This is a genomic window from Citrobacter sp. RHBSTW-00671, from assembly GCF_014103415.1.
GTDB lineage: Bacteria > Pseudomonadota > Gammaproteobacteria > Enterobacterales > Enterobacteriaceae > Citrobacter.
Genome location: NZ_JABXPR010000001.1, coordinates 449,158 through 464,575 on the forward strand (window position 1 = coordinate 449,158; position 15,418 = coordinate 464,575).

Annotated in this window: 13 protein-coding genes; 5 read left to right on the forward strand and 8 right to left on the reverse strand. The window is 53.3% G+C overall.

Annotation, left to right across the window (positions count from 1 at the left end):
* Positions 1–11: 11 nt before the first annotated feature.
* From wecA to trxA, 4 genes are all read right to left on the reverse strand, one after another.
* Positions 12–1,115: a UDP-N-acetylglucosamine--undecaprenyl-phosphate N-acetylglucosaminephosphotransferase gene (gene wecA / locus HV261_RS02150; RefSeq protein ID WP_202037319.1), complete on the reverse strand. Its 1,104-nt coding sequence runs from the start codon at positions 1,113–1,115 to the stop codon at positions 12–14.
* 239 nt (positions 1,116–1,354) lie between these two features.
* Entirely contained in the window at positions 1,355–2,614 is a 1,260-nt protein-coding gene (rho, locus tag HV261_RS02155) for a transcription termination factor Rho (RefSeq protein ID WP_002437993.1), read from the reverse strand.
* A gap of 78 nt (positions 2,615–2,692) precedes the next feature.
* Positions 2,693–2,776 carry a rho operon leader peptide gene (locus HV261_RS02160; protein ID WP_202039646.1) on the reverse strand — a complete coding sequence of 28 codons (84 nt, stop codon included), beginning with the start codon at positions 2,774–2,776 and terminating at the stop codon, positions 2,693–2,695.
* A 176-nt stretch (positions 2,777–2,952) separates the two neighbouring features.
* Complete coding sequence (gene trxA / locus HV261_RS02165) at positions 2,953–3,282, reverse strand: thioredoxin TrxA (protein WP_001280776.1); 330 nt, start codon at positions 3,280–3,282, stop codon at positions 2,953–2,955.
* A 238-nt stretch (positions 3,283–3,520) separates the two neighbouring features.
* Between trxA and rhlB the strand changes: the two genes are divergently transcribed.
* On the forward strand, positions 3,521–4,789 hold the full coding sequence (gene rhlB, locus HV261_RS02170; RefSeq protein ID WP_202037320.1) for an ATP-dependent RNA helicase RhlB: 1,269 nt from the start codon (positions 3,521–3,523) through the stop codon (positions 4,787–4,789).
* 136 nt (positions 4,790–4,925) lie between these two features.
* On the forward strand, positions 4,926–6,407 hold the full coding sequence (gppA, locus tag HV261_RS02175; protein WP_202037321.1) for a guanosine-5'-triphosphate,3'-diphosphate diphosphatase: 1,482 nt from the start codon (positions 4,926–4,928) through the stop codon (positions 6,405–6,407).
* 48 nt (positions 6,408–6,455) lie between these two features.
* Here the strand turns inward: gppA and rep are convergent, their stop codons facing one another.
* On the reverse strand, positions 6,456–8,477 hold the full coding sequence (rep, locus tag HV261_RS02180) for a DNA helicase Rep (RefSeq protein ID WP_202037322.1): 2,022 nt from the start codon (positions 8,475–8,477) through the stop codon (positions 6,456–6,458).
* Between the two features lie 116 nt (positions 8,478–8,593).
* On the opposite strand from rep, the gene ppiC (HV261_RS02185) reads away from it, so the two are divergent.
* The gene (gene ppiC, locus HV261_RS02185; protein ID WP_202037323.1) at positions 8,594–8,875 is read left to right on the forward strand and encodes a peptidylprolyl isomerase PpiC; all 282 of its coding nucleotides are present in this window, start codon (positions 8,594–8,596) and stop codon (positions 8,873–8,875) included.
* Positions 8,876–8,926: 51 nt separating this feature from the next.
* On the forward strand, positions 8,927–9,208 hold the full coding sequence (gene ppiC, locus HV261_RS02190) for a peptidylprolyl isomerase PpiC (RefSeq protein WP_003017999.1): 282 nt from the start codon (positions 8,927–8,929) through the stop codon (positions 9,206–9,208).
* 208 nt (positions 9,209–9,416) lie between these two features.
* Here ppiC (HV261_RS02190) and ilvC read toward each other — a convergent pair whose 3' ends face one another.
* Positions 9,417–10,892, reverse strand: coding sequence for a ketol-acid reductoisomerase (ilvC, locus tag HV261_RS02200; RefSeq protein ID WP_137383188.1), 1,476 nt, complete (start codon positions 10,890–10,892; stop codon positions 9,417–9,419).
* A 164-nt stretch (positions 10,893–11,056) separates the two neighbouring features.
* On the opposite strand from ilvC, the gene ilvY reads away from it, so the two are divergent.
* Positions 11,057–11,947 carry an HTH-type transcriptional activator IlvY gene (gene ilvY / locus HV261_RS02205; protein ID WP_202037324.1) on the forward strand — a complete coding sequence of 297 codons (891 nt, stop codon included), beginning with the start codon at positions 11,057–11,059 and terminating at the stop codon, positions 11,945–11,947.
* 22 nt (positions 11,948–11,969) lie between these two features.
* Here the strand turns inward: ilvY and ilvA are convergent, their stop codons facing one another.
* On the reverse strand, positions 11,970–13,514 hold the full coding sequence (gene ilvA / locus HV261_RS02210) for a threonine ammonia-lyase, biosynthetic (RefSeq protein ID WP_202037325.1): 1,545 nt from the start codon (positions 13,512–13,514) through the stop codon (positions 11,970–11,972).
* Between the two features lie 4 nt (positions 13,515–13,518).
* Entirely contained in the window at positions 13,519–15,369 is a 1,851-nt protein-coding gene (gene ilvD, locus HV261_RS02215; RefSeq protein WP_202037326.1) for a dihydroxy-acid dehydratase, read from the reverse strand.
* Positions 15,370–15,418 lie beyond the last annotated feature (49 nt).

Consider the following 15,418-nt stretch of genomic DNA (forward strand, 5'->3'; position numbering starts at 1 on the left):
GCATCCTCAATTCACTTGGTTAAGTTTGGTTTGCCTTCACGAATTCTTCGCAGTCTGCGCTTCACTCGCTTGATAAATCTCGCCACTTTCCAGGCACGCTTGATACAGTATCCGTAGAGGCCAAATGCCATTAAAAACAGCACCAGCATGGCCCATTCCGGAAGCAAACGGAAATATTCAGCCAGCACACCGATTGATGCCAGCACGGCCGCAGCCAGCGTAATCAGAACAAATGCCTGGCGGGAAGTAAACCCTGCCCGCATCACCAAATGATGAATGTGCTGGCGATCGGCTGAGAACGGGCTCATGCCCTTACGCAAACGCCGGTACATGATTGCCACCATATCCATCAACGGGATGGCGATAATCCACAGCGCGGTAACTGGGCTTATAGGATGTGTTTTGCCCTGCGTAGTTTCCAGCAGGATCCAGATGATGGTAAAACCAATCAGCGTACTGCCGGCATCACCCATGAAGACTTTATAACGGCGCCCAAGAACGCCCAGGTTCAGCAGAATATAAGGCAGAATGGCGGCGATCATCGCAAAACACCATACGGCCAGACTCGTCTGCCCATCGAACCACAGGATAAACCCCATCGCCGCGAATGAAACGCTGGACAGCCCACCTAACAGGCCGTCAATGCCGTCCACCATATTGAAAGCATTAATTGCCGCCCAGACGGCAAACAGCGTCAGTAAATAGCCAAACGGACCAAGAATCATCTCCCAGGGGCCAAAAATATACCCAAGGCTAAGCAGATAGAGTTTGCCAACCGACATCATGATGATGCCGATCGCGGCCTGGATAGTTGCGCGAATTTTTACACTGATATCAAAACGATCGTCCAGCGCGCCAACCAAAACCAGCACGCCGGCACAGGCCAGATAGAGAGAAGCATGCGGGATGTAATAATCAGCAATCACAAACGTAAAGCAAATACCTGCGTAAGCCGAAATCCCCCCAACCAGCGGGATCAATCCTTGATGCCGTTTGCGAAAGTTGGGTTTATCCACTAAACCAATCTTTTTTGCGACCTTACGCGCAAAGAAAAGAAACAGTGTTGTGAATAAAAAAATACTGATGAGATCAGTGCTTACTGTCAGTAAATTCACAATGCATGCTCTCAGAGAAAATTAATAGCAGAAGTATAACCACGAAGACCTTTATTCAGAAGGGAAACCCGTCTCCATATCCGATGGTTCTGTATAATTATCAACCACAAGATACAAATTACGAATCTTTTTCAACCTGGCGGTATGTCATACCGTATTATTGTTATTGTGTCGTTAAGATTACAGGCATAAAAGCAAAACGCCACGTAAAAACGTGGCGTTTTCGGATGATGCCTGAATTATGAGCGCTTCATCATATCGAAGAAGTCATCATTGGTCTTGGTCATCGCCAGCTTGTTAATGAGGAACTCCATTGCATCAATTTCACCCATCGGATGGATGATTTTGCGCAGGATCCACATTTTCTGCAGCTCTTCCTGGGTGGTAAGCAGCTCTTCTTTACGGGTACCGGAACGATTGTAGTCGATAGCCGGGAAGACGCGTTTTTCAGCAATCTTACGAGAGAGGTGCAGTTCCATGTTGCCGGTACCTTTAAACTCTTCGTAGATAACTTCATCCATTTTAGAGCCGGTATCGATAAGCGCAGTCGCGATGATGGTCAGGCTGCCGCCCTCTTCCACGTTACGTGCCGCACCGAAGAAACGCTTCGGACGGTGCAGGGCGTTAGCGTCCACACCACCGGTCAGGACTTTACCTGAAGCCGGAACCACGGTGTTGTAAGCACGCGCCAGACGCGTGATGGAGTCGAGCAGGATGATAACGTCTTTCTTATGTTCAACCAGACGTTTCGCCTTCTCGATTACCATTTCCGCAACCTGAACGTGGCGAGATGCGGGTTCGTCAAAGGTAGAAGCCACAACTTCACCTTTAACCAGACGCTGCATCTCGGTCACTTCTTCCGGACGTTCGTCAATCAGCAGAACCATCAGCACACAGTCCGGGTGGTTGTAGGCAATGCTCTGCGCAATGTTCTGCAGCAGCATGGTTTTACCCGCTTTCGGCGGTGCCACAATCAGACCACGTTGACCACGACCGATCGGCGATGCCAGGTCCAGTACACGCGCCGTTAAGTCCTCGGTAGAACCATTACCACGCTCCATACGCAGACGAGAGTTTGCGTGCAGCGGCGTTAAGTTTTCGAAGAGGATTTTGTTACGGGCGTTTTCCGGTTTGTCGTAGTTAACTTCGTTAACTTTCAACAGCGCAAAATAGCGTTCACCTTCTTTCGGCGGGCGAATCTTACCAGAAATGGTATCACCAGTGCGGAGGTTGAAACGGCGGATTTGGCTTGGAGAAACGTAGATGTCATCAGGACCGGCGAGGTAGGAGCTGTCTGCAGAGCGGAGGAAACCAAATCCATCCTGCAATATCTCCAGCACACCGTCACCAAAGATATCTTCGCCACTCTTTGCGTGCTGCTTCAGGATGGCAAAAATAATGTCCTGCTTGCGCATACGAGCCAGGTTTTCAAGGCCCATATTTTCGCCGAGAGTGATCAGCTCAGAAACCGGCGTATTCTTTAATTCGGTAAGATTCATAATGGTGTGAGTTCTTAAACTTGGGGTAAATCTCGAACTTAATGTTGTGAATGGTATGGCAGGGTCATCCATGCCTGTTTACGGCCATCGACTCATGTCTGTTCGCTGTCTGGTCACAGGAAAGTACGCAGAACTGAAACGACAAGACGGATTGAGTGGCAAGGCCCTGAATCTTTCTACTTCTCGCACGAGAAACAACGGGAAGTATTGGATAAAGCTAGATTCAAACTTAATAAGGTATGTTTAATACGAAGTCAACACTAACTTAGCACGACTCAAGTCGGGCGTCCAGTCATCCGAATCATTTCGAAGTATGGCCGCCCGATCATGATACTTCCTTACGCTAAGTTAGCGTCGAGGAACTCTTTCAACTGACCTTTGGACAGTGCACCAACTTTAGTCGCCGCAACTTCACCGTTTTTAAACAGCAGAAGGGTCGGGATGCCACGAATACCATACTTCGGCGCGGTGCCTGGGTTTTGGTCAATGTTCAGTTTAGCAACCGTCAATTTGCCCTGATATTCGTCAGCGATTTCATCCAGAATCGGAGCGATCATTTTGCACGGACCGCACCACTCTGCCCAGAAATCAACGAGGATAGCTCCGTCCGCTTTGAGTACATCCGTGTCAAAACTGTCGTCAGTCAGGTGAATAATTTTATCGCTCATAATAACTCCACAGGAATAAGCCTGGTGTGTTGGTGTTTACACATCATCCTTCAAGCCGCCTTTTGTTGGCTGTGCGCTGCGTCCTGGTCACGTACTCAATACGCTTCTTTGGACCCATTCACTTGCCATCTCGACGCATCATGAATGAATTGTGTACAGTATTAACCAACTAAAGGTTGACTTTATTTCACCGGATACGCTTTCGTAAAGCAATAGTAAGCTGATATTCTACCACACTATGAGCAAAACACATTTAACAGAACAGAAGTTTTCCGACTTCGCCCTGCACCCAAAGGTGATAGAAGCCCTTGAAAATAAAGGGTTTCATAACTGCACGCCCATTCAGGCCCTCGCGCTGCCGCTTACGCTGGCAGGCCGTGATGTTGCCGGGCAGGCGCAAACCGGTACCGGAAAAACGATGGCGTTCCTTACGTCAACGTTTCATTATCTTCTCTCTCATCCCGCGATTGCCGATCGCAAGGTGAATCAGCCGCGTGCGTTAATTATGGCGCCAACGCGTGAGTTAGCCGTGCAGATCCATGCCGATGCGGAACCGCTGGCGCAAACTACCGGTCTGAAATTAGGCCTGGCTTATGGCGGTGATGGCTATGACAAACAGCTGAAAGTGCTGGAAAGCGGCGTCGATATTCTTATCGGCACGACTGGTCGTCTCATTGACTACGCAAAACAGAACCATATCAACCTGGGCGCGATTCAGGTCGTGGTACTGGACGAAGCCGATCGTATGTACGATCTTGGCTTTATTAAAGACATTCGTTGGCTGTTCCGCCGTATGCCGCCAACCACTCAACGCCTGAACATGCTGTTTTCCGCAACGCTCTCTTACCGCGTTCGTGAACTGGCGTTTGAACAGATGAACAACGCCGAGTACGTTGAAGTCGAGCCGGAACAGAAGACGGGCCACCGTATCAAAGAAGAGCTCTTCTATCCTTCAAACGAAGAGAAAATGCGTTTACTGCAAACGCTAATCGAAGAAGAGTGGCCAGATCGCGCCATTGTTTTTGCGAACACCAAGCACCGTTGCGAAGATATCTGGGGCAGTCTTGCTGCTGACGGACATCGCGTAGGTCTGCTTACCGGTGACGTGGCGCAGAAAAAACGCCTGCGTATCCTAGATGAGTTCACCCGTGGCGATCTCGATATTCTCGTCGCAACCGATGTCGCGGCGCGTGGCCTGCACATCCCAGCCGTAACGCACGTGTTTAACTATGACCTGCCGGATGACTGTGAAGATTACGTCCACCGTATTGGCCGTACAGGTCGTGCTGGCGCAAGTGGTCATTCTATTAGCCTGGCTTGTGAAGAGTACGCGCTGAATTTACCTGCAATCGAGACCTACATTGGCCACTCGATTCCGGTCAGCAAGTACAACCCGGACGCGCTGATGACTGACCTGCCGAAGCCGCTGCGCCTGACGCGCCCACGCCCAGGCAATGGCCCGCGTCGTACCGGCGGTGCTCCGCGTAATCGTCGTCGTTCAGGTTAAGAAAAGTTATGCCATACACAAAATCATTCAGCCTGTATCAAGGCGGCAAGAAAACGACCCCCGATGAGCTTACTTTAGTCAGTGATTCGGGTGAGAGAACGCAGCCAACACAGATACAGGTTGAAGGATGAAGTGTATGAATTCTACTTCGCTATATGCGGCAATCGATCTCGGCTCTAATAGTTTTCATATGCTGGTCGTACGCGAGGTGGCGGGAAGCATCCAGACGCTCACGCGTATCAAACGCAAGGTGCGTCTGGCTGCCGGCCTGAACAACGACAACGTTCTCTCCGCTGAAGCCATGGAGCGCGGTTGGCAATGTCTGCGCCTGTTTGCAGAACGTCTGCAGGATATCCCACAACCGCAAATCCGCGTCGTCGCCACCGCAACACTACGTATTGCCGTAAACGCCAACGCGTTTATCGCTAAAGCGCAAGAGATCCTCGGCTGTCCTGTCCAGGTAATTAGCGGCGAAGAAGAAGCCCGACTGATTTATCAGGGTGTCGCCCATACGACCGGCGGAGCCGATCAGCGCCTGGTCGTTGATATTGGCGGCGCCAGTACGGAACTGGTCACCGGTTCCGGCGCACAAACAACCTCCTTGTTTAGTCTGTCAATGGGCTGCGTTACCTGGCTCGAACGGTACTTCACCGATCGTAATCTGGCGCAGGAAAATTTTGACGAAGCAGAGAAGGCGGCGCGTGAGGTTCTACGCCCGGTAGCAGATAAACTGCGCTTTCATGGCTGGAAAGTCTGTGTTGGTGCCTCTGGTACCGTACAGGCGCTACAGGAAATCATGATGGCGCAGGGCATGGATGAGCGCATTACGCTGGCCAAACTCCAGCAGTTAAAACAGCGCGCCATTCACTGTGGACGCCTGGAAGAGCTGGAAATAGAGGGCCTAACGCTGGAACGTGCGCTGGTGTTCCCCAGCGGACTGGCCATTCTGATTGCCATTTTCACCGAACTGAACATTCAGTGCATGACCCTCGCCGGCGGCGCATTACGCGAAGGTCTGGTCTACGGTATGTTACATCTGGCAGTGGATCAGGATATTCGCAGCCGTACGTTGCGTAATATTCAGCGTCGATTTATGGTCGATACCGATCAAGCGCATCGGGTCGCTAACCTGGCAAGTAAGTTCCTCGATCAGGTAGAGAAAAAGTGGCATCTTGAAGCGATAAGTCGTGAACTACTGATTAGCGCCTGCCAGTTACATGAAATTGGGCTGAGCGTCGATTTTAAGCAGGCACCACAGCATGCGGCGTATCTGGTACGCAACCTCGATCTCCCGGGATTTACCCCCGCGCAAAAAAAACTGTTAGCCACGCTGTTATTAAATCAGACTAACCCGGTCGTTCTCTCTTCGCTCCACCAGCAAAATGCCGTCCCCCCGCGTATCGCTGAGCATCTTTGTCGCTTGTTACGGCTTGCGATCATCTTCGCAAGCCGCCGCCGTGACGATTTAGTGCCGGAGGTTCATTTGGATGCAAGAGATGAACACCTTACGGTAACGCTACCTGCCGGATGGCTGGCGCATCACCCACTGGGTAAAGAGCTCATCGATCAAGAAAGCCAGTGGCAAAGCTATGTTCACTGGCCTTTAGAAGTGCACTAAACTTCAATTATTGCCGGATGGCGCTACGCTTATCCGGCCTACAAAAACCTACTTCTCTTTTGCTTTCGCCATCATGGCCCGAATATTCGCGATACTGGCTTGCCCCTTTTGCATCCGCTCCTCAGCGCTCACCACTTTACGCTCCTGTTCCCAGATTACGTCATCCTGTGGCAGCTCCAGCAGGAAGCGGCTCGGCTCCGGGCGCACCAGCTCCCCGTACTGACGGCGCTCTTTACACAACGTGAAGATAAGCTCTTTCTGTGCGCGGGTAATGCCGACGTAGGCCAGACGACGCTCTTCATCAATGTTGTCTTCATCAATGCTGCTCTGATGAGGTAAAAAGCCCTCTTCCATTCCCACCATAAACACATAGGGGAACTCCAGCCCTTTTGAAGCATGTAGCGTCATCAGCTGCACCTGATCCAACTCTTCTTCACTTTCACCACGCTCCATCATGTCGCGCAGGGTAAAACGGGTAACAACCTGAGTCAGGGTCATCGGCTCTTCCAGATCGCTGCCTTCCAGCATCTCTGTCATCCAACTGAACAGCGTGTTGACGTTCTTCATACGCATTTCCGCCGCTTTCGGGCTCGGCGAAGTCTCATACAGCCAGGATTCGTAATCAATGCCATGGATCAGGTCACGCACGGCGGCAATCGGTTCACGCTCCGCGAGGCGCTGGATTTCCCCCAGCCAGTGCGTAAAGCGGGTTAGAGAATCATAACCGCGACCGGTCAGCGTCTGGCTAAGCCCCATATCAAAGCTGGCGGTAAACAGGCTTTTATTGCGCGTCATCGCCCATTCCCCCAGCTTTTGCAGCGTGGCCGGACCGATTTCACGTTTTGGTGTGTTTACGATGCGCAAAAATGCGCTGTCATCATCCGGGTTGCTCAGTACGCGCAGGTAGGCGAGCAGATCTTTGATTTCCGGACGCGAGAAAAACGATGTCCCCCCGGAAATTTTGTACGGGATACGGTTCTGCATCAGGAATTTTTCGAACACCCGTGACTGGTGGTTGCCGCGATACAGGATCGCATAGTCCTTATACTGCGTCTTATTCACGAAGTGATGAGCAATCAACTCCCCAGTCACGCGTTCCGCTTCATGCTCTTCGTTGTTGGCACTCAGTACTTTCAACTCAGGTCCGTAGCCCAGCTCAGAGAACAACCGCTTTTCAAATACGTGCGGGTTATTGGCAATGAGGATGTTCGCGGCCTTCAGGATACGTCCGGAAGAACGGTAGTTCTGCTCCAGCTTAACCACCTGCAGCGCCGGAAAATCTTTGCTTAGCAGTACCAGGTTTTGCGGACGCGCACCACGCCACGAGTAAATAGACTGATCGTCATCACCCACGACGGTGAAGCGTGCACGGCTGCCCACCAATAACTTCACCAACTCGTACTGGCTGGTGTTGGTATCCTGATATTCATCCACCAGCAGGTAGCGAATCTTGTTTTGCCAGCGCTCACGTACCTCTTCATTACGTTGAAGCAGAAGCGTCGGGAGTAAGATCAGATCGTCAAAGTCGAGAACGTTACACGCCTTCATATGCGCGTCGTACAGACCATAGCAGTGCGCAAAAATACGATCGCGTTCGCCTTTAGCGCTGGCTGCTGCCTGCGTCGGGGTCATCAGATCGTTTTTCCAGTTGGAGATCGTGGAGATCAGCTGTTGGAGGATCAGTTTATCGTCTTCAATTAACCCTTCGGTCAGCTCCTTAAGCAGAGCGACCTGATCGGTATCGTCAAACAGCGAGAAGTTCGACTTCATCCCCAACGCCGCAAATTCACGCTTGATGATATCCAGCCCCAGGGTGTGAAAGGTGGAGATCATCAGTCCACGCGCCTCTTTACGTCCCAGCGTCTGCGCCACACGCTCTTTCATTTCACGTGCGGCCTTATTGGTAAACGTCACCGCCGCGATATGCCGCGCCTGATAACCGCAAACGCGAATCAGGTGCGCAATTTTATTGGTGATAACACGCGTCTTACCGGAACCCGCTCCCGCCAGCACCAGGCAAGGGCCAGTGACGAATTCGACGGCTTGTTGTTGTCCGGGGTTTAAACGCATAGGGGCATTGCTCAATCTGTAAACACGGGGGTGTGGATTGTAGCAGAAAGTCAGGCTGAGATTTACCCGCCGAATGGTAAAGTGTTGGGTAGCAAATCAACGATAAGAGTGACCTTATGGCAAAGAGCGCGGCAGCCCTGCACATCCTGGTAAAAGAAGAAAAACTGGCGCTGGAGATCCTCAGCAAACTGGGGCGAGGAATCAGCTTCGATCATCTGGCAAAACGCTATTCCCGTTGCCCTTCCGGGCGCAACGGTGGCGATCTTGGCGAATTTAAGCAGGGGATGATGGTGGGGCCATTCAACGCCGCCGTTTTTAGCTGTCCGCTACTTAAGCCTTTCGGGCCGGTCAAAACCAAATTTGGCTATCACATCATCAAGGTGCTGTATCGGCGATAAGCCATGCTAAAATCGCCAGCCTTACAGACTCGCTTATAGAAAGGCTCGATCATGGCAAAAACAGCAGCAGCAGTGCATATCCTGGTGAAAGAAGAGAAACTGGCACTGGATCTTCTGGAACAGATTAAAAACGGCGCCGATTTCGGCAAGCTGGCGAAGAAGCACTCCATCTGCCCATCGGGCAAACGCGGCGGTGACTTAGGTGAATTCCGCCAGGGCCAGATGGTTCCAGCGTTTGATAAAGTGGTCTTCTCCTGCCCAGTGCTGGAGCCAACCGGCCCGCTGCACACTCAGTTCGGTTACCACATCATTAAGGTGTTGTACCGTAACTAAGGTGTATCCCCGGCAACGCCGGATTTTTATTTCTGCGATTGCAGCGTCTGCTGGGCGTTATGCTTCATCACGTGGGTGCTAACCGCCTCCTGGAACACCTTAAACATCAGGCCATTAATCAGCGTGCTGATAGTAATCACGATAAACGCAGATAAAAAAACGGCCCGGTAGCGAGGCGCTGACCGGGCCGGATGATAACGAGGTTTTATTAGCCTGCGACTGCGATACGCTTCATATCGGTCATATAGCCGCGCAGTTTCTTACCAACCTGCTCGATAGCGTGGCCGCGAATAGCTTCGTTCACGTCGCGCAGCTGGGCGTTGTCTACCGCGCCTTCGGCAATTGCTTTGCCCAGATCGCCGGTCTGCAGGGTAGTCATAAACTCTTTCAGCAGCGGTACGCATGCGTAAGAGAACAGGTAGTTACCGTATTCTGCGGTATCGGAGATAACCACGTTCATTTCGTACAGACGCTTACGGGCGATGGTGTTGGCAATCAGCGGCAGTTCGTGCAGTGATTCGTAGTAAGCAGACTCTTCGATGATGCCGGAATCCACCATGGTTTCGAACGCCAGCTCAACGCCCGCTTTCACCATCGCAATCATCAGAACGCCTTTATCAAAGTACTCCTGCTCGCCAATTTTACCTTCGAACTGCGGTGCAGTTTCAAACGCGGTTTTACCGGTCTCTTCACGCCAGGTCAGCAGTTTCTTATCGTCGTTAGCCCAGTCAGCCATCATGCCGGAAGAGAATTCACCGGAGATGATGTCGTCCATGTGTTTCTGGAACAGCGGCGCCATGATCGCTTTCAGCTGTTCGGACAGCGCGTAAGCGCGCAGCTTAGCCGGGTTAGACAAACGGTCCATCATCAGGGTGATGCCGCCCTGCTTCAGCGCTTCGGTGATGGTTTCCCAGCCGAACTGAATCAGTTTTTCTGCGTAAGCCGGGTCGGTACCTTCTTCCACCAGCTTGTCGAAGCACAGCAGAGAACCCGCCTGCAGCATACCGCACAGGATAGTCTGCTCGCCCATCAGGTCAGATTTCACTTCCGCAACGAAAGAGGATTCCAGTACGCCCGCACGGTGACCGCCGGTTGCCGCAGCCCAGGCTTTAGCAATGGCCATACCTTCGCCTTTCGGATCGTTTTCCGGATGAACAGCGATCAGCGTCGGCACACCAAAACCACGTTTGTACTCTTCACGTACTTCGGTACCCGGGCACTTCGGCGCCACCATCACCACGGTGATGTCTTTACGGATCTGCTCGCCGACTTCGACGATGTTGAAACCGTGGGAGTAGCCCAGCGCCGCGCCGTCTTTCATCAGCGGCTGTACGGAACGTACAACGTCGGAGTGCTGTTTGTCTGGCGTCAGGTTAACCACCAGATCCGCCTGCGGGATCAGCTCTTCGTAGGTACCCACTTTGAAGCCGTTTTCGGTTGCTTTACGCCATGAAGCACGTTTCTCAGCAATCGCTTCTTTACGCAGGGCGTAGGAGATATCCAGACCGGAGTCACGCATGTTCAGGCCCTGGTTCAGACCCTGAGCGCCACAGCCGACGATGACCACTTTTTTACCCTGAAGGTAGCTTGCGCCGTCGGCGAATTCTTCGCGGCCCATGAAGCGACATTTGCCCAGCTGAGCCAGCTGCTGACGCAGATTCAGTGTATTAAAGTAGTTAGCCATGATGGTGTACTCCGTGATGTTGTGTTGTGGTGCTTATTATTCGGTTCGCAGATTTGTATGTGCGAGAATGAACCCACATTACAACAGGAAATTTATTGCGGAAATTGATATATTCACAACGTCACATTGCAATTTATGCAACGTAGAAAACCGGAGACTGGTCTGTGGATTTACGCGATCTGAAAACCTTCCTGCATCTGGCGGAAAGCCGCCACTTTGGCCGCAGCGCACGGGCCATGCACGTCAGTCCTTCTACGCTTTCCCGGCAGATTCAGCGCCTGGAAGAGGATCTTGGTCAGGCGCTATTTGTCCGTGATAACCGCACGGTCACACTCACCGAAGCGGGCGAAGAGCTGCGCGTTTTTGCCCAGCAGACGCTGCTGCAGTATCAGCAATTACGCCATACCATTGATCAGCAAGGGCCGTCGCTGTCAGGTGAGCTGCATATCTTTTGTTCGGTGACCGCCGCATATAGCCATCTGCCGCCAATTCTTGACCGCTTTCGCGCCGAACACCCGTCGGTGGAGATTAAGCTCACCACCGGCGATGCTGCCGATGCAATGGAAAAAGTGGTGACGGGAGAAGCGGATCTGGCTATCGCCGGGAAGCCCGAAACGCTGCCGGGCGCGGTGGCCTTTTCCATGCTGGAGAATCTGGCTGTGGTACTGATCGCCCCGGCGTTACCCTGCCCGGTGCGCAATCAGGTTTCCGTTGATGACCCCGACTGGTCAACGGTACCCTTTATCATGGCCGACCAGGGCCCGGTACGCCGCCGCATTGAGCTGTGGTTCCGCCGTCATAAAATCAGCAATCCCTCAATTTACGCCACGGTCGGCGGTCATGAAGCGATGGTCTCAATGGTGGCACTGGGCTGCGGTGTGGCGCTGCTGCCGGAAGTGGTGCTGGAAAATAGCCCTGAACCGGTGCGCAACCGCGTGATGATTTTAGAACGTAGCGACGAGAAAACGCCGTTTGAGCTGGGCGTTTGCGCACAAAAAAAGCGGCTGCATGAGCCGCTGATTGATGCGTTCTGGAGCTTGCTACCTGGGCACTAATGCCGGAAGCGCCTTATCCGGCCTACCCTGCCAGAAAGAACCTGAACGCAGGGTTATGACTCTCATCATGGCAGTCGTAGCCCAGCTCATTTAGTCGCGTTTCAAAATCCGGCTCGTGATTGCCCAATTCAAACGCCGCCAGAACACGGCCGTAGTCAGTTCCATGACTGCGATAGTGGAACAATGAAATATTCCAGTGGGTCCCCAGCGTATGCAGAAACTTCAGCAGCGCCCCCGGCGATTCCGGGAATTCGAAGCTGAACAGCCGCTCCTGCAAGGGTTTTGACGGACGTCCACCGACCATATAGCGCACGTGCAGTTTTGCCATTTCATCGTCGGAAAGGTCCACCACACTGTAGCCACCCTCGTTGAGCAACTGGAGGATTTCCTTACGCTCTTCCAGACCGCGACTCAGACGTACCCCGACAAAAATACAGGCGTCTTTGGCATCAGCAAAACGGTAGTTAAACTCGGTAACCGAGCGCCCACCCAGCAATTGGCAGAATTTCAGGAAGCTGCCCTTCTCTTCCGGGATGGTCACTGCCAGCAATGCTTCACGTTGTTCCCCCAACTCGCAGCGTTCAGAAACGTAGCGCAGGCCGTGGAAATTAACGTTGGCCCCAGAAAGCACATGCGCCAGCCGTTCACCGCGAATATTGTGCTGGGCGATGTATTTTTTCATTCCCGCCAGCGCCAGCGCGCCCGATGGCTCAGCCACGGCTCGCACATCTTCAAACAGGTCTTTCATCGCCGCGCAAATAGCATCGCTATCGACGGTGATAATGTCATCGAGATACTCCTGGCACAGACGGAAGGTTTCATCACCAATACGTTTGACCGCCACGCCTTCAGCAAAAAGACCGACACGCGGGAGATCCACCGGATGACCCGCATCCAGCGCCGCTTTCAGGCAGGCAGAATCTTCAGCTTCCACGGCAATCACTTTGATTTGTGGCATCAGCTGTTTGATCAGCACTGCGACACCGGCGGCCAGACCACCGCCGCCGACCGGTACAAAAACGCGATCAAGATGGGCATCCTGCTGCAGTAACTCCAGCGCCAGCGTACCTTGCCCGGCAATCACCATCGGGTGATCGAACGGCGGGACCCAGGTAAAGCCCTGCTGTTGCGACAGCTCAATTGCTTTGGCTTTGGCTTCATCAAAGTTCGCCCCGTGCAGCAATACTTCGCCACCGAAACCGCGCACGGCATCGACTTTGATATCAGCGGTAGCCGTCGGCATGACAATCAGCGCTTTCACCCCAAGACGCGCGGAGGAAAATGCTACACCCTGGGCATGATTCCCTGCCGACGCGGTGATCACACCCTGTGCTTTTTGCGCTTCGGTCAGACCCGCCATCATGGCATAGGCTCCGCGCAGCTTGAAACTGTGCACGGGCTGTCGGTCTTCGCGTTTCACCAGAATGACGTTATCGAGGCGCGAAGAGAGCTTGTCCATTTTTTGTAGCGGTGTGACCTGCGCCGCTTCGTACACCGGCGCACGCAGTACCGCTCTGAGATATTCAGCACCTTCCGGCGTGCCGGACAGGGGTTGTGAATCCGCCATCGTCTTAACCCCCCAGTTTCGATTTATCGCGCACCGCACCTTTGTCGGCGCTGGTTGCCAGGCTGGCATAGGCGCGCAGGGCAAAGGAGACCTGACGCTGACGATCTTTTGGTGTCCAGGCTTTGTCACCGCGTGCTTCCTGCGCTTCACGGCGCGCAGCGATTTCCGCATCACTCAGTTGCAGTTGAATGCCACGATTCGGGATATCTATGGCAATCATGTCGCCATCTTCGATAATCGCGATATTACCGCCGCTGGCCGCTTCCGGTGAAACGTGACCGATAGAGAGGCCCGAAGTACCGCCAGAGAAACGGCCATCTGTTATCAGCGCACAGGCCTTGCCCAGACCCATCGATTTCAGGAAGGTGGTTGGGTAAAGCATTTCCTGCATCCCTGGTCCGCCTTTCGGCCCTTCGTAGCGAATCACCACCACGTCGCCGGCAACCACTTTGCCGCCAAGAATAGCCTCAACCGCATCGTCCTGGCTTTCATACACTTTTGCCGGGCCGGTGAATTTCAGGATGCTGTCATCCACGCCTGCGGTTTTCACGATGCAGCCGTTTTCCGCGAAGTTACCGTACAACACAGCCAGACCGCCGTCTTTGCTGTAGGCGTGTTCCAGCGAGCGGATACAACCTTCGGCGCGATCGTCATCCAGCGTATCCCAACGGCAATCCTGCGAGAACGCCTGGGTGGTACGGATGCCGGCCGGGCCGGCGCGGAACATCTTTTTCACCGCGTCATCTTTGGTCAGCATCACGTCATACCGATCGAGCGTTTGCGGCAGCGTCAGACCCAACACGTTTTTCACGTCACGGTTCAGTAATTCGGCGCGATCCAGTTCGCCTAAAATGCCCAGCACGCCGCCCGCACGGTGGACATCTTCCATATGATATTTCTGGGTACTCGGCGCCACTTTACACAGTTGCGGCACTTTGCGGGACAGCTTGTCGATATCACTCATCGTGAAGTCGATTTCGGCTTCCTGCGCGGCCGCCAGCAGGTGCAGAACGGTATTGGTGGAACCGCCCATCGCGATATCCAGGGTCATGGCATTTTCAAACGCCGCCTTGTTGGCAATGTTGCGCGGCAGCGCGGAAGCGTCATCCTGCTCATAATAGCGTTTGGTCAGCTCGACGATCCGCGAACCGGCATTGAGAAACAGTTGCTTACGGTCGGCGTGGGTCGCCAGCAAAGAACCATTACCTGGCTGCGACAGACCCAGCGCTTCGGTCAGACAGTTCATCGAGTTCGCGGTGAACATCCCCGAACAGGAACCACAGGTCGGACAGGCGGAACGCTCAACCTGTTCGCTTTGTGAGTCGGAGACTTTCGGGTCCGCGCCCTGAATCATTGCATCAACCAGATCGAGCTTGATGATTTGGTCAGAGAGCTTGGTTTTTCCGGCTTCCATCGGGCCACCGGAAACAAAGATCACCGGAATGTTCAGACGCAGTGAGGCCATTAACATCCCGGGGGTGATTTTGTCGCAGTTGGAGATGCAGACCATCGCATCGGCACAGTGGGCGTTAACCATGTACTCGACCGAATCGGCAATCAGCTCGCGTGACGGCAGTGAATACAGCATGCCCCCGTGGCCCATGGCAATTCCGTCATCCACAGCAATGGTGTTGAACTCTTTTGCCACGCCGCCTGAAGCTTCAATTTGTTCGGCAACCAGCTTACCGAGATCGCGCAGATGCACGTGCCCCGGCACGAACTGGGTAAAGGAGTTCACCACAGCGATAATCGGTTTACCGAAGTCGTCATCGGTCATCCCGGTGGCGCGCCACAATGCGCGGGCACCCGCCATATTACGGCCATGGGTGGTGGTGGCAGAACGATACTTAGGCATGCTTGATTAACTCCCGTCTGTCTTTCCCCCGCATACTTCACGCCGCAGG